General features: G+C 64.3%; 18 protein-coding genes. 14 read left to right on the top strand and 4 right to left on the bottom strand.

Features of this window, described 5'->3' with window-relative positions; genetic code table 11:
* Positions 1–142 precede the first annotated feature (142 nt).
* The 3 genes from ACYVGS_RS00830 to ACYVGS_RS00820 all read left to right on the top strand — a co-directional run bounded on the left by ACYVGS_RS00830 (position 143) and on the right by ACYVGS_RS00820 (position 4,078).
* Positions 143–1,003 carry an LLM class oxidoreductase gene (locus tag ACYVGS_RS00830; RefSeq protein ID WP_460586731.1) on the top strand — a complete coding sequence of 287 codons (861 nt, stop codon included), beginning with the start codon at positions 143–145 and terminating at the stop codon, positions 1,001–1,003.
* A gap of 59 nt (positions 1,004–1,062) precedes the next feature.
* The gene (locus tag ACYVGS_RS00825; protein ID WP_460586730.1) at positions 1,063–3,285 is read left to right on the top strand and encodes a TonB-dependent receptor; all 2,223 of its coding nucleotides are present in this window, start codon (positions 1,063–1,065) and stop codon (positions 3,283–3,285) included.
* Between the two features lie 166 nt (positions 3,286–3,451).
* Positions 3,452–4,078, top strand: coding sequence for a TetR/AcrR family transcriptional regulator (locus ACYVGS_RS00820; protein WP_460586729.1), 627 nt, complete (start codon positions 3,452–3,454; stop codon positions 4,076–4,078).
* A 5-nt stretch (positions 4,079–4,083) separates the two neighbouring features.
* On the opposite strand, the gene ACYVGS_RS00815 is transcribed toward ACYVGS_RS00820, so the two are convergent.
* Entirely contained in the window at positions 4,084–5,088 is a 1,005-nt protein-coding gene (locus ACYVGS_RS00815; RefSeq protein WP_460586728.1) for a Rossmann-fold NAD(P)-binding domain-containing protein, read from the bottom strand.
* Between the two features lie 97 nt (positions 5,089–5,185).
* Between ACYVGS_RS00815 and ACYVGS_RS00810 the strand changes: the two genes are divergently transcribed.
* The 3 genes from ACYVGS_RS00810 to ACYVGS_RS00800 are packed head-to-tail and all read left to right on the top strand — an operon-like array spanning position 5,186 to position 9,662.
* Entirely contained in the window at positions 5,186–6,649 is a 1,464-nt protein-coding gene (locus ACYVGS_RS00810) for an FAD-dependent oxidoreductase (protein WP_460586727.1), read from the top strand.
* A gap of 23 nt (positions 6,650–6,672) precedes the next feature.
* Positions 6,673–8,748 (top strand): oxidoreductase, encoded by a 2,076-nt coding sequence (locus ACYVGS_RS00805; protein WP_460586726.1) that lies wholly within the window; start codon positions 6,673–6,675, stop codon positions 8,746–8,748.
* 38 nt (positions 8,749–8,786) lie between these two features.
* Entirely contained in the window at positions 8,787–9,662 is an 876-nt protein-coding gene (locus tag ACYVGS_RS00800; protein ID WP_460586725.1) for a hypothetical protein, read from the top strand.
* 83 nt (positions 9,663–9,745) lie between these two features.
* On the opposite strand, the gene ACYVGS_RS00795 is transcribed toward ACYVGS_RS00800, so the two are convergent.
* Positions 9,746–10,120, bottom strand: coding sequence for a nuclear transport factor 2 family protein (locus ACYVGS_RS00795; protein ID WP_460586724.1), 375 nt, complete (start codon positions 10,118–10,120; stop codon positions 9,746–9,748).
* Positions 10,117–10,572 carry a PPOX class F420-dependent oxidoreductase gene (locus ACYVGS_RS00790; protein ID WP_460586723.1) on the bottom strand — a complete coding sequence of 152 codons (456 nt, stop codon included), beginning with the start codon at positions 10,570–10,572 and terminating at the stop codon, positions 10,117–10,119. Before ACYVGS_RS00790 ends, ACYVGS_RS00795 begins: the two co-directional genes overlap by 4 nt.
* 312 nt (positions 10,573–10,884) lie before the next feature.
* Here ACYVGS_RS00790 and ACYVGS_RS00785 point away from each other — a divergent pair, with 312 nt between their 5' ends.
* Together ACYVGS_RS00785 and ACYVGS_RS00780 are read left to right on the top strand one after the other, a co-directional pair.
* Positions 10,885–13,110, top strand: a complete 2,226-nt coding sequence (locus ACYVGS_RS00785) for a TonB-dependent receptor (RefSeq protein WP_460586722.1) — start codon at positions 10,885–10,887, stop codon at positions 13,108–13,110.
* Positions 13,111–13,273: 163 nt separating this feature from the next.
* On the top strand, positions 13,274–14,260 hold the full coding sequence (locus tag ACYVGS_RS00780; protein ID WP_460586721.1) for an aromatic ring-hydroxylating oxygenase subunit alpha: 987 nt from the start codon (positions 13,274–13,276) through the stop codon (positions 14,258–14,260).
* A gap of 614 nt (positions 14,261–14,874) precedes the next feature.
* Here the strand turns inward: ACYVGS_RS00780 and ACYVGS_RS00775 are convergent.
* A complete protein-coding gene (locus ACYVGS_RS00775) occupies positions 14,875–16,278 on the bottom strand; it encodes an MBL fold metallo-hydrolase RNA specificity domain-containing protein (protein ID WP_460586720.1) in 1,404 nt (467 codons plus the stop codon).
* Positions 16,279–16,391: 113 nt separating this feature from the next.
* On the opposite strand from ACYVGS_RS00775, the gene lipA reads away from it, so the two are divergent.
* The 6 genes from lipA to pepN all read left to right on the top strand — a co-directional run bounded on the left by lipA (position 16,392) and on the right by pepN (position 22,797).
* Positions 16,392–17,384, top strand: a complete 993-nt coding sequence (gene lipA / locus ACYVGS_RS00770) for a lipoyl synthase (RefSeq protein WP_460586719.1) — start codon at positions 16,392–16,394, stop codon at positions 17,382–17,384.
* A 70-nt stretch (positions 17,385–17,454) separates the two neighbouring features.
* Complete coding sequence (locus tag ACYVGS_RS00765; protein ID WP_460586718.1) at positions 17,455–18,339, top strand: diacylglycerol kinase catalytic domain-containing protein; 885 nt, start codon at positions 17,455–17,457, stop codon at positions 18,337–18,339.
* Complete coding sequence (locus tag ACYVGS_RS00760) at positions 18,339–18,989, top strand: rhomboid family intramembrane serine protease (RefSeq protein ID WP_460586717.1); 651 nt, start codon at positions 18,339–18,341, stop codon at positions 18,987–18,989. The genes ACYVGS_RS00765 and ACYVGS_RS00760 overlap by 1 nt, the downstream gene beginning before the upstream one ends.
* A 29-nt stretch (positions 18,990–19,018) precedes the next feature.
* The gene (locus ACYVGS_RS00755) at positions 19,019–19,288 is read left to right on the top strand and encodes a YeaC family protein (RefSeq protein WP_460586715.1); all 270 of its coding nucleotides are present in this window, start codon (positions 19,019–19,021) and stop codon (positions 19,286–19,288) included.
* Positions 19,285–20,127, top strand: a complete 843-nt coding sequence (locus tag ACYVGS_RS00750; protein WP_460586714.1) for a DUF2797 domain-containing protein — start codon at positions 19,285–19,287, stop codon at positions 20,125–20,127. Before ACYVGS_RS00755 ends, ACYVGS_RS00750 begins: the two co-directional genes overlap by 4 nt.
* Positions 20,128–20,136: 9 nt before the next feature.
* Positions 20,137–22,797, top strand: a complete 2,661-nt coding sequence (gene pepN / locus ACYVGS_RS00745; protein WP_460586713.1) for a M1 family metallopeptidase — start codon at positions 20,137–20,139, stop codon at positions 22,795–22,797.
* Positions 22,798–23,055 lie beyond the last annotated feature (258 nt).

The following is a 23,055-nucleotide window of genomic DNA, read 5'->3' as shown; positions in this document are numbered from 1 at the left end:
TGGCTATTCGCCAAAAAAAGCATTGCGAATAAATTGTTTTGAATGTAGATTCTCCCGGGTCACGACCTGCATTTGGGCCAGGGCACCTCGATGAGTCGCTCAGGTCCATTCACAATAAGAGACAGACAGGACGGGGTCCCGAATGAAGCACTGGCAGTGCATCGCCATGTTGGATATGGATGAGTTGCCCACCCTGGCCCGGCACGCCGAGGACCTCGGTTTCGAGGGTGTCAGTTTGGGCGAGCACCTGATCACATTCAGTGAGCAATACGAAGACTACGCCTACAGCAAGAACAACATGATCCGCTGGTACCCCGAGACCCACTGGCCCGACCCCTGGGTACAGATCGCCGCACTGGCGCAGGTCACCGAGCGGCTGCGGTTTCTCACCAGTGTTTACGTGCTGCCCCTGCACACTCCCTTTGACGTCGCCAAGTCGATTTCGACAGCGGCGAATATCAGCCGGGGGCGGGTGATCCTGGGGGCGGGGATTGGCTGGCAGAAGTCGGAATTCGAGCTGGTGGGTCAGGATTTTCACACCCGCGGGCGTCGCTGTGACGAAATGCTCGAGGTCATGCAGAAGCTCTGGTCGGGGGAGCCGGTGTCCCACCAAGGGGAGTTCTACCGCTTCCCCAGCCTGCAGATGTCACCGGGCCTCGCCGAACCGCTCCCGATCTATATCGGCGGTTTCTCCGAGGCGGCGATTAAGCGTGCGGCGCGCCACGATGGCTGGATTGGTGGCCAGCACGAGATGGCCGAGGTGGAGGCACTGGTTCCGCAATTGCTGGCCGAGCGATCAAGGCAGGGCCGTGCCGACGATCCCTTTGACATCTGCCTGGGGCTGTATGACCCGAGTCCCGAGAATATTGCACGCTGCGAGGCGCTTGGCGTTAGCAAGCTCTACCGCGAAGCATTCTGTGACGCCAACGGCATGGCCAGTCGCATGACCCTGGAAGAGAAGCTGCGGGACATGGAGGCCTTTGCGAGCCGCCATCTGACCTAGAGACGCATTCCCATTCGAATAATGAAAAATCCGGCATCGGTCCGGTTTCGGAGGCAAGCATGTCCACACCCCTATTCAGAAGGACCGCCCTCGCTGCGCTGGTGTCGGCCGCGGCCAGTCCAGGCCTTGTGCAGGCACAGTCCGGCGCGACCGCGCTGGAAGAGGTTATCGTGTCGGCCCAGCGACGGGAACAGAGTCTGCAGGATGTCCCCATTTCGATAGCCGCTTTCAGCCGCAATGCGATTGAGACCTACCGCATCGACAACCTGCTCGACCTGAATACCCTGGTGCCCAACCTGTCTGCGGTGGAGGGAGCGGGGGGCACCCAGAGCGTGCTGTTCCAGATACGCGGCCTGTACGCCTCCGGCACGGCCCTGGGCGCCGACAGCGGCGTCGCCATCTACCAGGACGGGGTCTACATCCAGGGCGGGTCCGGGGTGTTGTCCAACTACGCCGACCTGGAGCGCGTGGAGGTGCTGCGGGGGCCACAGGGCACCCTGTTCGGTCGCAATACCTCGGGCGGTGCGATTCATTTCATCACCCGCGACCCCGAGGGCGAATTCGGCATACGTCAGCGGCTCACCTCAGGCAACCTCGATCTGTTCGAGTCTCGCACCCGTATCGACAGCCCCCAGTGGGGACCGATCAGTCTCAGCCTGGATTACACCTATCGCGAGCGGGATGGCGAGATCCGCAATAGCGGGGCGGGTTTCGAGGTCGATTTCAGCCATCAGGGTGGCGGCTTCTACGTGTCCCCGGAAAAGCTGGGCAACGAACAGACCGATGCCATGCTGCTGGGGGTGAGCTTCGACCTGCACGAGGACCTGGAGCTGGTCTACAAGTTTGACTACGTCGATACCACCAACTCCCCGCTGGGCACCGGCATCCTGGATGCCGATGCCTCGCTGCTGCCCCTGATCGGGTCCTCTTTCGGTACCGAGCGTCCCGATTCGGTAAACAATGCCTTCCACCTGAACTCCCACAAGCTCAGCCGGGGGCACAACCTGACGGCGGAGTACGAGATCAGTGATACGCTCACGCTGCGCAATATTCTCTCCTACCGTGAATCCTCCATCGATACCCCGGGGTTTACCCTGGATGGCCTGGGGCAGTTCGCGCCCATCGTGGTGGTCTTTGTTACCAACGGGGGCCGCAAGACCGAGCAGCTGAGCGAGGAGCTGCAGCTGATCTGGAGCGCAGACAGTTACACACTGACCACGGGCTTCCTCTATTACGGTCTCGACCAGTCCGCCGGTGGCTACAACCGCGCGCCGAACGGTTTCTTTGGCTCGGCGCCGCCCAACCTGACTCTCTACCCCGGCAACCAGCGGGCGCGCCAGTCGGAGGTGGAGACCGATTCCCTCGCACTCTACGGGCAGTGGGAATACCACATCACGCCGGAGTGGGACCTGCTCCTGGGCGGGCGTTTTACCAACGACAAGAAGGACTACATCGACCGTACCCTGATGACCGGCGAGGTTCTGGAAGAATCCTTCGATGAGGACGAGACCACCTACCTGGTGGGTTTCAATTACAAGCCCAGCGCCGATCTGCTGTTGTATGCCAAGTATTCAACCGGGTATATCTCGGGCGGCATCGTGTCCGGCCTGATCTACGATCCGGAAACGGCGACGTCACTGGAAGCGGGCCTCAAGTCCAGCTGGCGGGACAACACCCTGCAAGTGAACCTCTCGCTGTTTTCCACCGATTACGAAGACCAGCAGTTTGGAACCGCCGGCAATCTGGTGGACCCTCCAGTGCCCACCTCGCAGGTGATCGTCAACGCCGGAGATACCAGCGCCGACGGCATGGAGCTGGAACTCAGCTGGCTGCCACTGGGTGGCCTGACCCTGGGCATGGATCTGGGCTATCTGGATTTCAGCTTTGATACCCTCGACCTGGATCTCTTGGGCGTGGCGCCTTCGCCGCACCTGCGGCCGGAGTGGAGTGGTGTGTTCCGGGCCGACTATGTGACCGAGCCAGTGCTGGCGGGCGCGAACCTCCGCCTGCACCTGGATGCCTCCTATCGCTCCGAGGAGTGGGCGGCAACCCGGGACGCCGAGTATTCCGATGACGAGGTCAATGATGAAACCTGGCGCCTGAATGCGCAGTTCGCCCTCGAGGGCCTGCGTCTGGGGGATGCCGAGTTCCGCGTCGCCCTGTGGGGGCGCAATCTCACCGACAGCGACCTGCCCGCCAACATGAACGTGCTCGGTCCGATCATCGCCGGTACCTACGAGCCACCGCGGACCTATGGTGTGGATATCACATTCGAGTATTGATCAGGTGCGCTGTCGATTGGCGGCACAGCTGAAGCCCGCATCGCCGGGGTGATGCGCTCCGGTGTGGCGGTAGCCAGCCGGGATAAACACATTGCGGGCGCATTGCTGTCTCAGCTCTGAAGCAGGTGATAAACTGCGCGGGTTTTCAACCGAAGGGGAGAGCGGCATGTCCCAGGAACTGAATCCGGCGGACGTGGAAGCCCTGGGGCGGCAGGCGGCCAAAAGCCGGGCAACCCAGGAAAAGATCATCAACGCGGTGATCGGCCTGATCAAGGAAAAGGGTTTCGCGGCCGCCAGCTCCACCCAGATTGCCAAGCGGGCGGGTGTGACCTGGGGCGCGGTCCAGCATCATTTTGGCGGCAAGGAAGAAATCCTCGAAGAAATTCTGGCGCGCTCCCACGTCAAGTTTCACGAGACCCTGAGTGCTCCCCGCTTCACGGTGGGCACCGCCTCGCGCCGGGTTGGCAAGTATGTCGATGCTGCCTGGCAGCACTACCAGGGGGAAGAGTACATGGCGACCCTGGAGATCCTGCTGGCCACCCGCGGCCACGGCAAGGCGGCCAATGACCTGTCAATCAGTCGCAGCCGGGAGTCCCACCTCCAGCTGGGGCGCAAGATATTCCACGACAGCCAGGCCAGCGACAAAGTGCTGGGTGAAGCCATTTACCTGGTTCACTGCATGCTCACCGGGATACTGATCGAGATTGCCCTGGAACCGCGCAGCTTCAACCCCAAGGTCTACATCCGCCACCTCAAGAACATGGTGATGGAGCTGTTGTACGAGGCGGATTAGCCCGCTCACGGCAGGCTGTCGATTTTGCCGCTCTGCCGAATCCACGTCACCAGGTCCCGGAAGGACTGCTCGGCACTGAGGCGGCGATAGCCAGGGTCTTTCAGGCCCGGGGCGTCATTGCAGGGCACGCTGCGGGTCAGCACTTCCGCGGCTTCCGCGGTCAGGGTGAAGGGGCGCCCGCGAAGCCCGGCGATCAGGTCAGCGCCGCGGCCCATGCCGCGCAGGAGCCAGCCGGGGATGCGCAGTGCGCGGATCTCCTCGCCGCTGACGCGGGAGAGCAGTTGCCGCACTTCCTCATCCAGCAGGTAGTGGCCGCCGCACATGAGGCGCCGCGGGCCGCGGCCCGCTTCCAGCAGGTTGTTCAACAGGTCGGCGACGTCGCGCACGTCGACGTAGCTTCTGCCGCTGTCGCTTACCAGCATGCGCCGGTCGCGCAGGGTGCGGGCGATAATCTGTGAGCCGATACTGAAGGTCGGGTCGTGGGGACCCTGGATGGAGCCCGGGTAGACCGTCACCACCGGCGCCCCTCGCGCCTGGTGGTCGCGGGCGATACGTTCGGCCGCGGCCTTGGTGCGGGCGTACATGGAGCGCGGCTCGGTGACCGGGTCGTCCGCTTCCTGGACCTGGCCCGCCGGCGGGAACAGGGCGATGTAACTGGAGACGTGAATGATCGGATCCAGCTGCGCGGTCACGGCCTGTGCCAGCACGGTGCGGGTGCCCTCCACATTGACCTGTTGCAGCAGGGCTTCGTCCTGTAATCGGTCGGAAAAGGCGCCGGCGCAGTGGATGAGCGCTTCGCAGCCTTCGACGGCCCCTGCGACGCTATCCGCGGCCGTGACATCCCCCGTCACTTGTTCTACCGCTGCGGCACTGCTGCCCAGTGGCGCCAGACAGGAGGCGAGTTTTGTCCGGTCGCGCACCAGGGCTCTGACGTCATGACCGGATTGCAACAGACGGGCAATCGTGAATGCACCCACCAGACCTGTGCCGCCGGTTACCAGTACCTTCATGCTCGCGCCCCTGGCACATCTCGAAAAAAAAGGATTGTAAATGAAATGTTTGTTCGGCTAAAGTCCCGGGAGTCTTGTCCCTTGTGGAGGCCTTGTCATGTCCAGGATCATCCGCCGCGGCGATGTCGCTGCCTTTGACGCCAGCACCGATGCCATTGTCTGCGGCCTTGGCGGTGCGGGTGCTTGCGCTGCACTCGAGATGCGTGCTGCAGGCCTGGATGTCATGGCACTGGAGGGGGCCAGTGCCGGTGGCGGTTCGACGCGCTTGTCCGCCTGCGAAATGTATCTGGGCGGCTCCGGTGGCACTTCTCTGCAGCGGGACCTGGGCATTGAAGACAGCCCGGAAAATTTTCGCCGCTACCTGATGGCCTGTTTTGGCGAGTTTGCCGACCCGGCGCGCGTGGATGCGTTTGTCGCGGGTGCGGCGGCACACTTTGACTGGATGGAGTCCCAGGGCGTGCCCTACCGGCGCAGCCTGTTTACCGGGCGCGATGTGGTTGCACTGACCGGTGACTCCCTGCAATACACAGGCAACGAGCGCGCCTGGCCCTTCCGCGATCTGGCAACACCGGTGCCCCGGGGGCACCTGCCAGCAGACGCGGGGCACGACGGCGGCAAGGTGCTGATGGACACACTGCTGCAGCGGGTAGAGGAAGCCGGCGTGGAGGTCCGCTGCGACCATCGTGTGACGGCCCTGATCCAGGACGACAGCGGTCGCGTGTGTGGGGTTCAGGTCAAGGCCGACAACCGGCTGCACTGTCTCGAAGCGCGACACGGGGTCATCCTCTGCCTGGGGGGCTTCATCATGAACGAGAGGCTGACCCGGCAGCACATCCCGGACCTGGCTGCCGTCTGCACCCGCCACGGCAACCCGGGTGACCGCGGGGATGGCATTCTGCTGGGGGTGGCCGCCGGCGGCAACGCCATTCACATGGGCCAGGCCTTCGTCGGCGTGGCGCATTATCCGCCCGCGCAGCTGACTTACGGTATCTTCGTCAACGCCCAGGGGCAGCGCTTTGTCAACGAGGATGTCTACCTGGCCCGACTGGGTGCCGCGGTATCCCGACAGACCGACATGCGGGCGTGGATGTTTATCGACAATCGCTACTTCGCCCGGCCCGACTACCACGACACCACGGTGATTATCGCAGTCGGCGAAACCGTGGCAGAAGTGGAGGCCGAAGCGGGACTGCCCGAAGGCTCCCTGCAGCAAACCGTTGCCACCTACAACCGCCATGCCCGCGCCGGGCACGACCCGCTGTTTCACAAGGCGGATACCTGGCTGGCTCCCCTGGAGTCACCCCCCTATGCGCTGGTTGACTACAGTCTGGCGCAGTTGCGGCCCACCTGCTTTACCCTCGGCGGGCTCGACACGCTACCCGGTGGAGAGGTCCTGAGTCCCGACCGCGAGGTCATCCCGGGGTTGTTTGCCGCCGGCCGGACCGCCGCCGGTATCCCCCGCACCGGTGAGGGCTACGCCAGTGGCATGTCGGTGGCGGACGCCACTTTTTTCGGTCGCCAGGCAGGCCTGCGCCTCGCGGCCCTGGCGCGTTCCGCCTGAGGGCGGCAGGGGGGGAGCCAGACATGCAGGATTTCGGTGCACTCTTTCAACCGGTCAATATCGCCGGCATGCGCCTGCGCAACCGCATTGCCATGTCGGCCATGACCACCAATTACGGCACGGCGGACTTCGAAGTGAGCGAGCGCCTGATCGCGTTTCACGAGGCCCGCGCCCGCGGCGGCGCCGGGCTGCTGACCGTGGAGATGTGCTCGGTGGATGTCGCCCAGCGCTATCAGCCACAGGCCCTGAGCCTGGGGGATGACCGCTTTATCGCGGGTCACCGCGAGCTGGTGCGGCGCGTGCACGCCCAGGGGGCCTGCATACAGCCGCAGATTTCCCATCCCGGGCCGGAGTCCATGACCGACCCCCTGGGCCCTTCGGTCTGCGTCGCCGCCGGAACCGGCTGGCCTTGTCGCGCCCTCGAGCGGGGCGAACTCGAGGGCATCATGGACCAGTACGCGGCAGCCGCCGTGCGCGCCAGGGAGGCCGGCTACGACGGTATCGAGTTGCATGCGGCGCACGCCTACATGTTGCTGGGCTCTTTCCTGTCGACGCAGCGCAACCGGCGCGAAGACGAATATGGCGGTGCCAGCCTGGAGACCCGCAGCCGGTTGTTGCTGGAAACCATCCAGCGGATCAAGCAGGCAACGGGCAGGGACTTCCCCCTGACGCTGCGTATCTCCGGCTACGAGGGCAGCTTTGACGGCCGCGACCTGACGGAAACCCAGCGGCTGGCGCCGCAGCTTGTAGCGGCGGGGGTGGACTGCCTGCAGATCAGTGGCGGCGTTTCCCACGATCGCCTGGTCGGCCAGATCGTCTGTGGTTCGGACACGCCTGACGGGCACAACGTGGCGGTCGCCGCGTCGATAAAGCAGTTGGTGGATATCCCGGTGATGGTAGTGGGACGGCTGCACCGACCGGAAACGGCCTGCGCTGTGGTGTCTCGTGGCCAGGCAGATATCGTGATGTGGGCACGACCCCTGTTGGCGGACCCGGAGCTGCCAAATAAGCTTCGCACGGGTCGCCGGCGCGAGGTGCGCGAGTGCCTGTCCTGTCAGAACTGTATCGACTCCATGCTGGTGGCCCCCTTTGATGCCAACATGCATTGCGCGGTCAATGGTTTCAGCGGGCGCGAGGGTACACGGGTGCCCGGCAGCGTGGATCGCCCGCTCCGGGTCCTGGTGGTGGGTGCGGGTACCGCGGGGATGGAGCTGGCTCGCCAGTGTGCCGGCAATGGCCACTCGGTGACCCTGCTGGAACAATCGCCGCGGGTCGGCGGATCCCTGTTCTATGCCGCACTGGTACACAGTGACAACGAACCCCTTTTGTACTTCCTGTCGCGTGAGCTGCAGCGCCTGGGCGTGGACTTGCGCCTGAACACGCGGGCCGATGCCAGCGCGGTTCAGGCCCTGGCACCGGATGTCCTGGTGGTGGCGACTGGGGCGATACCCAGGCTGCCGGCAGTGCCCGGTCGGGATTTGCCCCACGTGGTGGATGCCTGGGCGATGCGCCAGGTATTGTCCGGCGTGAATCCGGTCAGGGGTGGTCAGGGCCCGACCTGGATGCGGCTCGCGACGCAAGTTCCCGCCGTCCTGTGGGGTAGCCTGAAGCCGGCTCATCTGCGCCGACTGAGTCGCTACTATCTGCCCCTGGGGCGTCGCGTGTGTGTCGTGGGTGAGGATCTGGTGGCCCTCGAGTTTGCCGAGTTCCTGCTGCGGCGGGGGCGCTCGGTGACGCTGCTCTGCAGCGCCGCCGTACCCGCCCTCGACGTTGGCCCGAAACGGCGGCAGGAGCAGCTGTCACGCTTCGATCGCTTGGGTGGGCAGGTGCTGGCCGAGACTGAACTGGTCGCGCTTTATCCGGGCGGGCTGACCCTGCGCTTTGCGGGCAGAGAGCGCTCGCTGGACGCCGATACCGTGGTTTTGGCCGGGCAGCCGCAGGGCCTGGAGGCCGCAAGCTCGCCGTTTGCGGGCCTCGCGGAGAGGGTCTGGCACATCGGGGACTGTAACGGTCCGGGACTGATTCGACAGGCCATCGATGAAGCCACCGAAGTCGCCTGCGCTATTGGCCGGGTCAGGAAGCGCGAGCCGGCACTTTGAACACACGAATCCAAAACAAAACAAGAGGATGAGCGAGTATGCACGAGGCAGCGATGAATGACCGCGGGAAGGGGGGCTACTGGTTCTCGCCAAACCCTGACAAGGCCTGGGCGGAAAAGTTTTTTCTCACCGTCATACCCTTCTGGTTTCTCTACAACATGGCCATGGTGCAGATGGGCTGGCTGGAGACCGGGACCTTCTGGAATATCATGCAGAACCTGCTCATGTGGCTGCCGTACTGCGTGCTGCTTCCCTGGTTTCTCCGGCGCAACAGCGGCGTAGCCTGGCAGCAGAGCTACTGGTTCAAGTTCAACCTCTACATGTTCTGGTGGATTTTTCTGGCTACCTATTTCCATACCGAGTACTTCTTTGAAATCCTCGGCCTGCGCTACCGCTTTGAAGACGTGAACCTGTACCTGGATTCTGCTCTGGTCGGCCCGGATGAGTCGACGGCGCTGGCGCAGCACATGAAGGTACCGCCGTCCATGTACTTCAACGCCATCGTGTTCTTCATCGTCTACCACGCTAGCGCGGTTATCGTGATGCGGCGTATCCGCACCATGACCACGCACTGGAGCTCCGCCGCGGCGCGGGCCGTGGCCTGGTCCGCGATCGTGCTGGTGGTGGCTTGCTTCTGGGCCTGGGGCGAGACCTACATGTACTTCGTGATGATCGACAATGACGGCAGTAACGTGTGGTACGAGGACCTCGACGCCATGCTGCTTTACGGGTCCTGGTTCTATGCGCTGTATTTTGTGGTCGCCTTCCCCAATGTCTACCGCATGGACGAGGAGGTCGACGGTGAGCGCTGGGGGCTCGGCAGAGTGTTTATCGAAGCCTCCTTTGTCGGTGTCATCAGCCTGTTGCTGATCGATCTGGCCACACACCTGATTGGCGGGCCGATTTACTCGTAGACCGGCCGCTCCGGCAGCGCCCGGTCGTTCCAAACGCGCCCCGGTCCGGGGCGCGAGCCGGGGGAGGCGGGGAGAGCGCCGCCTCAGTCCGGGCTCAGTGCGATATGAATCTCGCGAAACCGTCCCCTTTCAGCCCGGTAGTGCGCCTTCAGTTTCAACTCGAAACTCTCGCCGGCGACCAGGGACTGGCCCATGAAATCTGCGACATCCTCGCGCGCGGTGAAGCGGTCGAGGATGTCAACCTCTGCAGTATCGCCCTGCACACGGATGTCCAGTGGTGTCATGCGGTCCTCAAACGCTGTGACCAGATAGCGGTAGGTGTCCAGGATTTCTTTGCGCCCCTGCATCGACCCCTGTGCCGAGTGCAGTTGGCATTCGGGGTGGTAGAAGGCGGCGAGAGCCTCCGGGTCCTCGCGGTTGTAGGTTGCGTAGTAGCGCCGCATCAGCTCTTCATTCACGGCTTCTCTCCCCCGGCTGGATCACCGACATGGTCCAGACGGCCCCCGTAAAGGGTCGGGGTGGAGACCTGCTCGGGTACGATGGTGACGATAACCCGCTCCGCCCCAGGCTCGTCGAGGTCGAACTCGTAGCCCATCTTCTCCCGGAACATCTTTTTGTTCAGGGCGCCACCGGGGTCGTCCTCCAGCACCGCTCTGCCGCGAATTTCCACATAGCGGGTGGGTGAGCGGGCATCCAGTACGCAGACCGTGACGCGGGGATCCTGTTGCAGGTTGCGGTATTTCACGCGGCTCTTGAGGGTGCTGATACGCAGCGTCTCGCCATCCCAGTCATAGCCGACCGGGTTGGTGGAAATCAGCTGGTCACTGGCGCGTATGGTACTCATGAATGCAAATACGCCGTTCTCCAGTATGTGCTTGTGACTGTCCGGAACGGAATTGCTGACTGGCATCGCGATGACCCCTTGTAGTGTGGCACCCGGGATGCGGGTGCGTGACAGCGAAGATAGAGTTTCCTGTCGCTGAGTCTAAAAACATTCTTTAGGGAAGGCAAATGCACCATCAATGGGTGCATATATGACAGTTGGTGCCCAGTTCACATGGGGTTTCAGGCCATCTTGTTGAGCGCACGTATTATTTTCAGCGAGACAAAAACATTGCGACCAAAATTAAAATGTGCAATAAAGACGCCTGCAGTCACTGCCCGCAATGCCTTTTGCGTGGTGTTTCTGCTGGCCCCAATAACGATAAACAGGGAGCATGTCGTGAAACGAAGCCGATGCTATATCGCCGTCATCGCCCTGAGCGGGTGTGGCGTGGTTCAGGCCCAGAATACCCTGGTGCTGGAGGAGATCACGGTAACCGCCCAGAAGACCACCGAGCTGCTGCAGGACGTTCCGGTCAGCATCAATGCCATCACGGGCAGTGCGTTTGAAGACAAGGTGTCCTTCGATCTGCAGGATCTCGGTAAGCTGGCTCCGGGCTTGAACCTGCAATCCTTCGGCTCGACACAGAACATTACGCTGCGCGGGGTGGGAACCTATATCCAGGGCCCCATGACGCCTCGAACCAACGTGTTCATGGATGGGGCCTATGTGAGTCAGCAGCAGCTGGCATTCTTTACCCAGTTTGATATCGAGCGCTACGAAGTGCTGCGCGGCCCCCAGGGAACCCTGTATGGCACGGCCTCGCCCACGGGTTCCATTGTCATTCACACCCGCAACCCCGACCTGACCCGCAGGGAGGGCTATATTCAGCAGTCCTTCGGCGAGCACCAGCTGTCCAACACCCGTTTCGGCCTCAGTATTCCCGTGATAGAGAACCAGTTGGGGCTGCGCCTGGCCGGGGTCTACGATGAAAACAACAGCAGCGGCTATGAGTACGGCAACCTCGACCGGGACCAGCTCGCCAGGACCGAATCGCTGAGGGCCACGGTCCTGTGGGAACCGGGCAGGGCGGTCAGTGGGCGGCTCAGCCACAGCTATGTCGAGTGGGACAGCAACAACTCCGAGTGGATTTCTGACGGGCGAGGCGTGGAGGCTGCCGACAGGGTCGACCTGAGTGATCGTCCACGGCATATTCGGGCGCGCATGAACCAGACCATTGGCGAGTTGAATGTCGAGATCGGTGACACTGTGCTCACCTCCCAGACCTATCACGCCACCTCCACCAACGATGATGACAAGGACACCGACGTGACCGGGGTGGATGACAGTTGGCAGACCGCCGAGATCAACTTTTCCAAGGTCTTCAGCCAGGAGCTGCGCCTGGCCTCCAGCGGCAATGACCGCTGGGACTGGATAACCGGCCTCTACTACGGCCACAACAACTCGAGTACCACGGTCAGGTCGCGCCAGCTTCGCCTGGGTGGCGCGGTGGACACCACCGCCAACGTGGTGCTGGACGCCTCCTCGGAAAACTGGGGCGTCTTCACCCACAACAACTTTTACCTGAGCGATGACTGGACCCTTACCGCGGGCGCTCGCTGGAGCCGTGTCGTACGCAAGAACCTCAACGCCCTGCGTGTGATGGGCACCGCGAACCTCGGCGGCAGTGTTCTGGACCTGGACATTCCCTACCCCCCGAATTATGCCGAGATCAAGTACATCGACCTGACCGGCACGGTGAAGCTGTCCTACAAGCTGTCGATTGACCAGATGCTCTATCTGACCCTGGATCGCGGTGGCCGGGACGGTGGCACCACACTGGACCTTTCCGGCACCACCCCTGATGCGATCGAGAACTTCGATCATGAAAGCTCGACCAGCATCGAACTGGGCTACAAATCGGACCTGCTCGACCAGCGCATGCGCCTCAACCTGGCGGCGTTCTATCAGACCTACACGGACTTCCACACACAGACACTGGGAGCTCCCCTGGACACCGATGGCGATGGCCTCCAGGACAGTCAGTTCGACGTCATTCAGAATGCCGATGAGGTGCTGGTGAGCGGCGCGGAGGTGGATCTCACCTACCTCTTCAGCGACCGCCTCCGCGGGCAGCTCCTGCTGGCCTATACCGACAGCAAATACGAGGATTTCGACGATGCCATCTGTGCCGATACCAGCGGCCAGCTGGCTTACGTCGGCTCCAGCGGGTTCTGGGTCTGCGACCTGAGCGGCGAGCGCCTGGGCGGCGATACCGGCAACTGGTCAGTGGTTGCCAGCTCCAGCTATGTGGTGCCCGTGACAGACTGGGGCGCGGAGTGGTATCTCGATACGCTTTACAATTTCCACAGCATGCGGGTGGCGCCCATCACCCGGGTCGAGAGCGGCAGTTTCGCCACCCTCGACCTGTTCACTGGGCTGCGCAGCGCGGATGGCCAGTGGGATCTCAAGCTGTGGGTGAAGAATGCCTTCGACAGGGAGGCCCTGCTGATGCAGAACGAGCTGGAAACCCTGCTCGACGCCTCGGTCTCCTCGGGGGTGATTCCCCAGGACCGCGTGATCAAGCCGCGGCAGTTCGGTCTCACGGGTGTCTACCGCTTCTGATTGGATACCGCGGGCCCGCTTCCCGGGATCGGTGCAAGTGCTTGTACCAATGCCCTTAAGGCGCGTGGGGAAAAACATTATCATGCCGCCATCAACCACGCGGGCAACAGTGCGGCGCTTTACTGTTCTGTGCGACTCGCACCTCGCTTCAAGGAGAGTGACCATGGCCAAACCCCGTCCTCCGATGCCGATTCCCTTCGGCTGGTTCGTGATTTCCTACGCGGATGAACTGAAACCGGGCGACTCCCGGGCGGTGCAGTACTTCGGCAAGGAACTGGTATTGTTCCGTACCGAATCCGGGCGGCCTGTGTTGCTGGACGCCTACTGTCCCCACCTCGGGGCGCACCTCGGCTACGGCATCAACGAAAGCAGTGGTCAGGGCGGGCGCATCGAGGGGGAAAACATCGTCTGCCCCTTCCACGCCTGGAAATTCGACCCCGAGGGTTACTGCACGGAAGTGCCCTACGCCAAGAAGATGCCCCCCAAGGTGGACGGCAAGCAGTGCCTGACTTCCTACCCGCTGGTGGAGGACAACCAGGTGATCTATGCCTGGTATCACCCCAAGGGCGAGCCGCCTAAGTGGGAAGTGGAGAGCTTCCCGGAGGCCAACAGCGAAGACTGGGCACCTCTGAAGCGCTTCGAGTGGACCTTCAAGACCGCCTGTCAGGAAATGGCTGAAAACGGCGCCGATTCGGCCCACTTCCGCTATGTACACCAGACCGCCACCTTCCCGGAAACGGATCTCCGCTACGAAGATCACTTCTCCAACATGGTCCAGCGCGCCGACATGGAAACCCCCCGCGGCACCATCAAGGGCAGCATCACCGCTCGAAGCATCGGCCCCGGGCAGGGCTATACCAAGTTTGCCGGCATCGCCGACACCTTCCTGATGGGCAATGTCACCCCGGTTGACGAGGAAACCGTTCACGTGCGCTTCGCCTTTACCCAGCCCAAGGTGGACGGCCAGGTGAAAGAGGGCGGCGTCAACGCGGCGATCGTCAAGGATATCTGCAAGCAGCTCGACGAGGACCGGCCGATCTGGGAGAACAAGATCTACCGACCGGACCCCGCGCTGTGCGACGGCGATGGGCCGATCGCCAAGTTCCGCAAGTGGTACAGCCAGTTCTACGCCGAACCCTTCACCCAGTAGCCGGTTAAGCTCCCCGCGGCATCTGACGATCCGATTAGGTGTGCGGGGGCAACGATACCTCGCACCCGGTGACCCGGAGTTATGACCGAGGGTCAAGGACACGCCGTGAACCCGTCCATGGGGGCTCGGCGCCGGCCGTCCTGGCCGGCGACGGTCCTTGACCCTCGGTCATAACTCCGGATCACGCCCTGACCATCGCGACCTCCCCGGACCACCCCCATCCCGAAATGTGCCTCCTAGCGTGATGGCGTGGCTGGGTTCTTGTCTGCGGGTTTCAGGGTTTTCAGGACACGCCGTAAACCTGTCCATGGGGGCTCGACGGCCGCATCCATGCGGCCGACGGTCCTGAAAACCCTGAAACTACGCCAGAGCACGCCATTACGCTAGTCGCTCCGCTTCCCCTGTCGCCAGGTCGCTACTCAAGCTGAGGGTGATGGCGTGGTTCGGTGTTGTTCCGGGGGATCAAGGACCGTCGCCGGCCAGGACGGCCGGCGCCGAGCCCCCAGGGAGAGCCCACCCCGCTTTACCGGGTGCGGGTTCACGGCGTGTCCTTGATCCCCCGGAGCAACGCCGGACCACCGAGTGCGAATCCTCAGGGGAGCGCGACGGCTTTTTCAGAAGGCGATGGTCTCCCCCCGCGCGGGAATCTGCACCTGGATGCCCTGTTCCTCCCACAGCTTCTCCGCCAGGGTGTCCTGCGCCTTGGCCTCGCCGTGCACCAGCACAAAGCGGGGCGGGCCCTGGAAATTGCCGGCCCAGGCCAGCAGTTCGCGTTGACCGGCGTGGGCGGAGAAGCAGCCAATCGTGGCAATTTGCGCCTTCACGGCATATTCCTCGCCAAACAGTTTGACTGACTGCATGCCCTCGACCAGCAGGCGACCCAGGGTGCCCTGGGCCTGGAAGCCGGCGAAGATAATGGTGTTGCGGCTGTCCCAGATGCGCTGTTTGAAGTGGTGCCGAATTCGGCCCCCGGTGCACATACCGCTGCCGGCGATAATGATCGCGCCGCCCTTGATGCGGTTGATCGCCATCGACTGCTCGGTATCCGGCGTCAGCTGCAGGGTGGGCAGGAAACCCTCCAGGGAGTGGCGGTGGGACTCGCTCAGCTCGCGGATGTCGTCGCCATCCATCAGGTGCAGCCAGCGATCGTAGACCTGGGTGACTTCAATCGCCATGGGGCTGTCGAGGAAGATCTGCCAGGGGTCGAGTTCGCCGGCGTGGTGGAGCCGCCCGAGGTGGAAAATGATTTCCTGCGTGCGCCCCACCGCGAAGGCGGGGATCATCACCGAGCCGCCCCGGCGCCAGGTGTCCGCCAGTACCTCGCGCAGCTCCTCCAGGGATTCATCCTCGCAGCGGTGGTTGCGGTCACCGTAGGTGCTTTCCATCAGCACGATGTCGGCTTCGCTGAGGCTGCTGGGGTCGTTCATCAGCACCGAGCCGGCACGCCCCAGGTCGCCGGAGAAGACCAGGCGCCGCGGGCCGCGCTTCTCCTCCAGTTCCACCTCGACGATGGCTGAGCCGAGAATATGGCCGGCATCGTGGAAGGTTACCCGGCATTTCGGTCCCAGGTCCGCGTGCTTGCGGTAGGGAATGCGCTGCAGGCGCTTGAGTACCGTTTCCACATCGTCCATGTCGTAGATCGGTTCGCGCTCCTTGCGCCCCCGGCGACGGGCGCGCAGGTTATCCCGCTCCAGGTCGCGCAGGTAGAGGCCGGCGGCATCGTGCAGCATGATCGGCAGCAGGTCCGCGGTGGCACGGGTGCAGTAAATGGGCCCCTCGAAGCCGCGGTGGACCAGCAGCGGCAGCATACCGCTGTGGTCGAGGTGGGCGTGGGAGAGCACCACGGCATCGATATCGCCGGGGTTGAAGGCAAAGCGCTCGTTGTGAATGCGCTCGACGGCGTCGCCACCCTGGTGGAGGCCGCAGTCCAGCAGCACTTTGCCGCAGGCAGGGGACTCGAGCAGGTGGCAGGAGCCGGTGACTTCCTGGGCAGCCCCGAAGAAGGTGATGGTGGCCATAGGGTCTCCGCGAGAGGTGGCTGGCGCCCCAGTGTAGCAGGGCCCCGCAGGATTCTGCAGGGCCTGCCCGACTCCGCTATAATCGCCGTTTTTCACCGATTCGCGGAGTGTGCATGTCGGAGCCCAAACTCATCCCGGTGGTGCAGGTGCGCAGTGGCGAGAAGTTTGTCACCGACCGCGGCGTGACCGCGATCAAGGATGGCATCAAGCAGGGCCGCGAAGCCGGCTCGCGCCTCGCCAAGCCCGACTGGTTGCGCATTCGCGCCCGCGGCGGGGCAACCTATGAGAAGGTGCGCGATATCGTCCACGAACACCGCCTGGCCACGGTGTGCGAGGAGGCCAAGTGCCCCAACATGAGTGAGTGCTGGAGTGCCGGCACCGCGACCATCATGTTGATGGGGGATGTCTGCACCCGCGCCTGTCGCTTCTGCGCCGTGAACACCGGCAACCCCCGCGGCTGGCTCGACCCCCAGGAGCCGGACAATACCGCCGAGTCGGTGGCGCTGATGGGGCTCAAGTACGTGGTGCTCACCTCCGTCAACCGCGACGACCTGCCGGATGGCGGCGCCGGGCACTACGCCGACTGTGTGCGCCGGGTCAAGGAGCGCAATCCGGAAACCGCGGTGGAGGCCCTGACCCCTGACTTCCTGGGCGTGCTTGCGGATGTCGAGACCGTGCTCGACTCGGGCATCGAGGTTTTCGCCCAGAACGTCGAGACCGTGCGCCGGCTTACCCACCCGGTGCGCGACCTGCGGGCCGGCTACGAGCAGACCCTGGCGGTTCTCGCACACGCCAAGGGCTACCGCCCGGACGTGCTGACCAAGACCAGCCTGATGCTGGGCCTGGGGGAGAGCGACGAGGAAATCCTCGAAGCGATGGACGATCTGCGCCGGGCGCAGGTGGATATTCTCACCCTCGGCCAGTACCTGCAGCCCACCGCGCACCACTACCCGATCGATCGCTATGTCTCGCCGCGGGAGTTCGAGCGCTACCGTGAGTGGGGGCTGGAGAAGGGCTTCATGGAAGTGGTGTCCGGGGTGTTTGTGCGCTCCAGTTACCGCGCAGAGCAGGTCCTGCAGAAGAACAATGTGGGTCTCCAGAGTTGAAGAGAGCCGGACCGGGAATCAGCGCCCGCGCCGTGTATAATACCGTCCCCGTAGCCGCAAGGCGGAAGGCATGCAGACACGTTTTGACAGGATTGGTCTGGTCGGTCGCAGCCAGCAGGATGGTCTGCGCGAGGTCCTTCAGGAGCTGATAGGGCTGCTGCAGGGCCTGGATCGCGAACTGATTCTCGAACAGCGACTGGCCGAGCTGGTGCCGGAGACCAGCCTTCCCTGTGGCAGCCTCGACGACATCGGCGAGGACTGCGACCTGGTTATTGTGGTCGGCGGTGACGGCAGCCTGCTGAGTGCCGCGCGCACTCTGGCGCGCTACGAGACGCCGGTGCTGGGCATCAACCGCGGGCGCCTGGGCTTCCTCACCGATATCTCCCCCGACGACATGCACAGCCAGGTGCCGGCGGTGCTCGGCGGGGAATTCGTGCGCGAGAGCCGCTTTTTGCTGGATGCCCGGGTGCAGCGCGAGGGGCGCACCGTGGGCCGCGCCGATGCGCTGAACGACGTCGTGGTCAACTCCGGCACCTCCGCCCAGATGATTGAGTTCGAGCTTTCCATCAACGGGGTCTTCGTCTATCGCCAGCGGGCCGATGGGCTGATCGTTTCCACCCCGACCGGCTCCACCGCCTACTCCCTGTCCGGGGGCGGCCCGATCATGCACCCGACCCTGGATGCCGTGGTGCTGGTACCGATGTTCCCCCACGCCCTCAGCAGCCGGCCCATCGTGGTCGATGGCAACAGTGAAATCCGCCTGGATATTCTCTCGCGCAACCGCATCCACCCGCCGGTGACCTGCGACGGGCAGGTCAACATGACCGCGCGCCCGGGGGACACCGTCCTGATCACCAAGAAGCCCCACCGCCTGACCCTGCTGCACCCGGTGGGACACAGTTTCTATGCCAGTTGCAGGGACAAGCTGCACTGGAGCAACGCCCTGGTCAACTGATGTCCGAGATGCTTACTGTGCCGCCTGCCTGGCAGCGAGCGCCCGCCACGCTGGGCCTGCTGGGATTGAGTATCCTCGGCTTCCTGCTGGTCTACCTGCCCTTTCCCTTCAGCTGGGTGAGCTACCTGACCTTCACCCCCTTTGAAGTGCGCGGCGAGATGATTCGTTTCGGCGAGATGGGCGGCCAGTACTGGCGCCTGCTGACGCCGGCCTTCCTGCATTTCGGCTGGCTGCATATCGTATTCAACGGGCTCTGGCTGTGGGAGCTCGGCCACCGGGTCGAACTGCTGCTGGGTTCGCGCATGCTGCTGGCCCTGTTCCTGCTGGTGGCCCTGCTGTCCAATGGTGCCCAGTATCTGTTCAGTGGCCCCGCGATCTTTGGCGGCATGTCAGGGGTGGTCTACGGGCTGCTCGGCTTCAGCTGGGTTGCCGGTCGCCTGCGGCCGGCCTGGGCCCTGGAGCCGCCGCGCCCGATCATGCTGCTGATGGTCGGCTGGCTGGTGGTCTGCCTGCTGGGGATTGTCGAGACCCTGGGTTTCGGTGCCATTGCCAATGCCGCGCACCTGGGTGGGCTGCTGGCGGGGGCGCTGCTGGGTCTGGCAGTGGCCTGGCTCGCCGGGGCCGGCAGGCGAGGGCGGTCCCGGTTATAATGCGCCCTTTGCACAATCGCGGAGCAACCATGCAGTATCAGGACGCCATCGACCAGATGCCCCCGGAAATCTACGAGCGTCTGCGCCAGGCCGTGGAGCTGGGGCGCTGGCCCGACGGCTCACCAGTTTCCCCGGAGCAGCGCGACCACGCCCTGCAGGCGGTAATCGCATGGGGTGAGAAACACCTGCCGCCGGAGCAGCGGGTGGGTTACATCGACAAGGGGCACAAGGCCGGCGAGGTCTGCGACGACCCCGCGGAAGTCCCCCTGGCCTGGCGCAACAGCCCGGACCGGACATGAGCGCGCCGGCGGAACTGGCCCGGGGCGGGCTGCGCAAAATGCGCACCGCCCTGGAGGCCCCGGTCAGCTATCGTTTTACCCTGGACGATGAAGCCCGGGTGGACCTCAACCCCCTGCTGGGGCAATCCCTGGCCCTGCGCTACCTGGGCGAGATCCACTGCGTGCACTGCGGGCGGGTGAGCAGCAAGAGCTTCAACCAGGGCTACTGTTATCCCTGTTTCCGCCGCCTGGCCCAGTGCGACAGTTGCATCGTCAGCCCGGAGAAGTGCCACTATCACCTGGGAACCTGCCGCGAGCCCGAGTGGGGCGATACCCACTGCATGATCGAGCACATCGTGTATCTGGCCAATACTTCGGGGGTCAAGGTGGGCATCACCCGCCACAGCCAGGTGCCGACGCGCTGGATGGACCAGGGGGCAACCCAGGCACTGCCGGTACTCCGGGTGCAGACCCGCTACCAGTCGGGCCTGGTGGAAACCCTGCTCAAGGCCCATGTCACCGACCGCACCCAGTGGCAGGCGATGCTCAAGGGGCCCTCCGAGCCGGTCGATCTGCCCGCGTGGCGGGACCGCCTGCTGGGCGAGTGTGCCGATGGCATCGATATGCTGCAACGTGAACACGGCCTGCAGGCGGTCCAGCCCATCACCGATGGCGAGGTCGTGTCCATTGACTACCCGGTGCTGGAGTATCCGACCAAGGTCAAATCCTTCAACCTCGAGCGCCAGCCCCTGGTCGAAGGCACCCTGCTGGGGATCAAGGGCCAGTACCTGATTTTCGACACTGGAGTCATCAACCTGCGCAAGTACGGCGGCTATCAGGTCGCCCTGTCGCAGCTTTAAGGAGTCAGCATGCGCGACGCCAACCCCCGGGTCATCTACCTCAAGGACTACCGGCCACCCGCCTTTCGGGTCGAGCACACCCGCCTGCATTTCGATCTCCACGAGACGGAAGCACTGGTTACGGCGGAGCTGCAGTTGCTGCGCAACCCCGATGCCGGAGCCAGGGAGCCTTTGACGCTCTCGGGCCAGGAACTGGAGTTGCTGGAAATTTTCCTCGACGACCAGCCCTTGTCGCCCGACCAGTACACCCTCGACAGCGAGTCCCTGTGTATTCCCGACATGCCCGAGCGGGGCACACTGCGCACCCGCTGCCGGCTTCGCCCCCAGGACAACAGCTCCCTGGAGGGGCTCTACAAGTCCCGCGCCATGTTCTGCACCCAGTGCGAAGCCGAGGGCTTCCGCAAAATTACCTGGTACCCCGACCGCCCCGACGTTCTGGCGCCCTTCGACGTGACGATCGAGGCGGACCAGGCGCGCTACCCCGTGCTGCTCAGCAATGGCAACCCCGGACGCGCGGAGGCCCTGGAAGGGGGCCGTCATCGCATGCACTGGCAGGATCCCTTCCCCAAGCCGGCCTATCTGTTCGCCCTGGTGGCCGGCGACCTGCAGCACATCGAGGGCCATTTCCGCACTGCCAGCGGTCGCGAAGTCACCCTGCGCATCTACGTGGAAGCCAAGGACCTGGACAAGTGCGACCACGCCATGCTGTCGCTGAAGCAGGCCATGCGCTGGGACGAGGAGGTCTATGGCCGCGAGTACGACCTGGACATCTTCAACATTGTCGCCGTGGACGATTTCAACATGGGGGCGATGGAAAACAAGGGGCTGAACATCTTCAACAGCTCCTGCGTGTTGTGCAGCCCGGCGATCACCACCGATACCGGCTTCCAGCGGGTCCAGGCGATTGTCGCCCACGAGTACTTCCACAACTGGTCGGGCAACCGGGTGACCTGCCGCGACTGGTTTCAGCTCAGCCTCAAGGAAGGCTTCACGGTGTTTCGCGACGCCTGCTTCTCCGCCGACCTGGGCTCGCCCACGGTCAAGCGGGTCGAGGATGTGAGCCTGTTGCGCAGTGCCCAGTTTGCCGAGGACGCGGGGCCCATGGCCCATCCGGTGCGCCCGGACTCTTTCATCGAAATCTCCAACTTCTACACCGTGACGATCTACGAGAAAGGCGCGGAAGTGGTGCGGATGATCCACACCTTGCTGGGGCCGGAACGCTTCCGCGCCGGTGCCGACCTGTACTTCGAGCGCCACGACGGCCAGGCGGTCACCTGCGAGGATTTTGTGCGCGCCATGGAGGACGCCTCGGGTGTCGACCTCGGGCAGTTCCGCCGCTGGTACGGCCAGGCCGGTACGCCCCGGCTCAGCGCGCGGGGCGAGTACGACGAGGCAGCCCAGGCCTATACCCTCACCCTGCGCCAGAACACGCCGCCGACTCCGGGGCAGCCCGACAAGGCGCCGCTGGTGATACCCGTCGCCATGGGCCTGCTCGGCAGCGCGGGCAATCTGCCGCTGCGCCTGTCCACGGACCCGGAAAGCCTGGCGCCGGAGGATGTTCCGGAGGACAACACCTCCCGGGTACTGGTGCTCAGCGAGGCGGAGCAGGAGTTCCGCTTCGAGGGCATCAGGGAGGCGCCGGTCCCGGCACTGCTGCGCGGTTTCTCCGCACCCGTGCGCCTGGAGATCGACCTCGACACCGCGGAACTCTGCGCCCTGATGACCCGGGAGGAGGACGGCTTCGTCCGCTGGGATGCGGCCCAGCAGCTGGCCCTGCGGGGAATCCAGGCGCAGATACGGGAGCCCGAGGGCGAAGCGCTGGACGCCACCTGGCTGTCGGCCATCGGTGTCTTGCTCGCCGACGACAGTCTCGACCCCGCGATGGTGGCGGAAATGCTGCGCCTGCCTGGGGAGAGCTATCTGGCCGATCTCGCGGCGGAAGAGGGCGGGGCCGACGTGGATGCCATCCACCGCGCCCGCTGCAGTGTCCGGCGGCAGATTGCCCGCCAACACCGCGACGCGCTCCTCGCCTGCCGCCAGCGCCTGGCGTCGCGGGAGCCCTATGCGCCCAGCGCCGAGCAGATCGGAGCCCGCGCCCTGCGCAATGTCTGCCTGGATTTCCTCGCCGCGGCGGGGGAGGAGGGCCTGGCCCTGGCGGAGCAGCAATTTGCCGACGCCGACAACATGACCGACCGCCTCGCGGCATTGCAGGTCATCGCCTGGCAGGGCGACGCCACCCGCGCTGAGGCCGCGCTGGATCGCTTCTACCAGGACTGGCAGCACGAGACCCTGGTGGTCAACCAGTGGCTGCAGGTGCAGGCGGCCATGCCCGGCGACGGGACCCTGGCGTGCGTGACCCGCCTGCTGGATCACCCGGCCTTCGACGCCCGCAATCCCAACCGGCTGCGGGCCCTGGTGGGCACCTTCAGCGCGGCCAATCCGGTGAGCTTCCACCGCGCCGACGGCGCCGGCTACCGCTTCCTGGCCGACCGCATCGAGGCCCTCGACCGCAGCAACCCGCAGATGGCCTCACGCCTGCTGACGCCGCTGACCCGTTGGCGCAACTACCGCGGTCGCGAGGCCCTGATGAAGGCCCAGCTCGAGCGCCTGGCGGCGCTGCCGACGCTGTCGCGGGATGTCTACGAGGTGGTCAGCAAGGCCCTCGCCTGAGCCAGGCTTGCCCCCCGCCGGTTGCCTCCCGGTGCCACTCACTCGGCGGCCACTGGTGCCACTCGCCGCGACCTGGGTGTGCCTCGCCTGTCGAGACACGCCGTAAATCCGTCCCTGGAGGCTCGTAGGCCGCCTCCATGCGGCCCACGGTCCCGACAGGCGAGGCACACCCAGGCCGCTACTGAGGCGGTTGCGTCGAGTGATGTATCCTTCCAGCTCACCTTGGCGTAGCGAGCGACCTGGTGCCACTGGCTGGCT

It is taken from the genome of Haliea atlantica (assembly GCF_054779855.1).
Note: the sequence above shows the minus strand (reverse complement) of the source record. Positions and strands in the feature narration are given on the sequence as shown.

What these genes read in the sequence shown, in the direction of transcription:
- ACYVGS_RS00800 (WP_460586725.1), top strand. Translation starts at nt 8,787, where the DNA reads ATGCACGAGGCAGCGATGAATGACCGCGGGAAGGGGGGCTACTGGTTC.
- ACYVGS_RS00830 (WP_460586731.1), top strand. Translation starts at nt 143, where the DNA reads ATGAAGCACTGGCAGTGCATCGCCATGTTGGATATGGATGAGTTGCCC.
- ACYVGS_RS00820 (WP_460586729.1), top strand. Translation starts at nt 3,452, where the DNA reads ATGTCCCAGGAACTGAATCCGGCGGACGTGGAAGCCCTGGGGCGGCAG.
- ACYVGS_RS00755 (WP_460586715.1), top strand. Translation starts at nt 19,019, where the DNA reads ATGCAGTATCAGGACGCCATCGACCAGATGCCCCCGGAAATCTACGAG.
- lipA (WP_460586719.1), top strand. Translation starts at nt 16,392, where the DNA reads ATGTCGGAGCCCAAACTCATCCCGGTGGTGCAGGTGCGCAGTGGCGAG.
- ACYVGS_RS00775 (WP_460586720.1), bottom strand. Translation starts at nt 16,278, where the DNA reads ATGGCCACCATCACCTTCTTCGGGGCTGCCCAGGAAGTCACCGGCTCC.
- ACYVGS_RS00790 (WP_460586723.1), bottom strand. Translation starts at nt 10,572, where the DNA reads ATGCCAGTCAGCAATTCCGTTCCGGACAGTCACAAGCACATACTGGAG.
- ACYVGS_RS00765 (WP_460586718.1), top strand. Translation starts at nt 17,455, where the DNA reads ATGCAGACACGTTTTGACAGGATTGGTCTGGTCGGTCGCAGCCAGCAG.
- ACYVGS_RS00810 (WP_460586727.1), top strand. Translation starts at nt 5,186, where the DNA reads ATGTCCAGGATCATCCGCCGCGGCGATGTCGCTGCCTTTGACGCCAGC.
- pepN (WP_460586713.1), top strand. Translation starts at nt 20,137, where the DNA reads ATGCGCGACGCCAACCCCCGGGTCATCTACCTCAAGGACTACCGGCCA.
- ACYVGS_RS00750 (WP_460586714.1), top strand. Translation starts at nt 19,285, where the DNA reads ATGAGCGCGCCGGCGGAACTGGCCCGGGGCGGGCTGCGCAAAATGCGC.
- ACYVGS_RS00815 (WP_460586728.1), bottom strand. Translation starts at nt 5,088, where the DNA reads ATGAAGGTACTGGTAACCGGCGGCACAGGTCTGGTGGGTGCATTCACG.
- ACYVGS_RS00805 (WP_460586726.1), top strand. Translation starts at nt 6,673, where the DNA reads ATGCAGGATTTCGGTGCACTCTTTCAACCGGTCAATATCGCCGGCATG.
- ACYVGS_RS00825 (WP_460586730.1), top strand. Translation starts at nt 1,063, where the DNA reads ATGTCCACACCCCTATTCAGAAGGACCGCCCTCGCTGCGCTGGTGTCG.
- ACYVGS_RS00780 (WP_460586721.1), top strand. Translation starts at nt 13,274, where the DNA reads ATGGCCAAACCCCGTCCTCCGATGCCGATTCCCTTCGGCTGGTTCGTG.
- ACYVGS_RS00760 (WP_460586717.1), top strand. Translation starts at nt 18,339, where the DNA reads ATGTCCGAGATGCTTACTGTGCCGCCTGCCTGGCAGCGAGCGCCCGCC.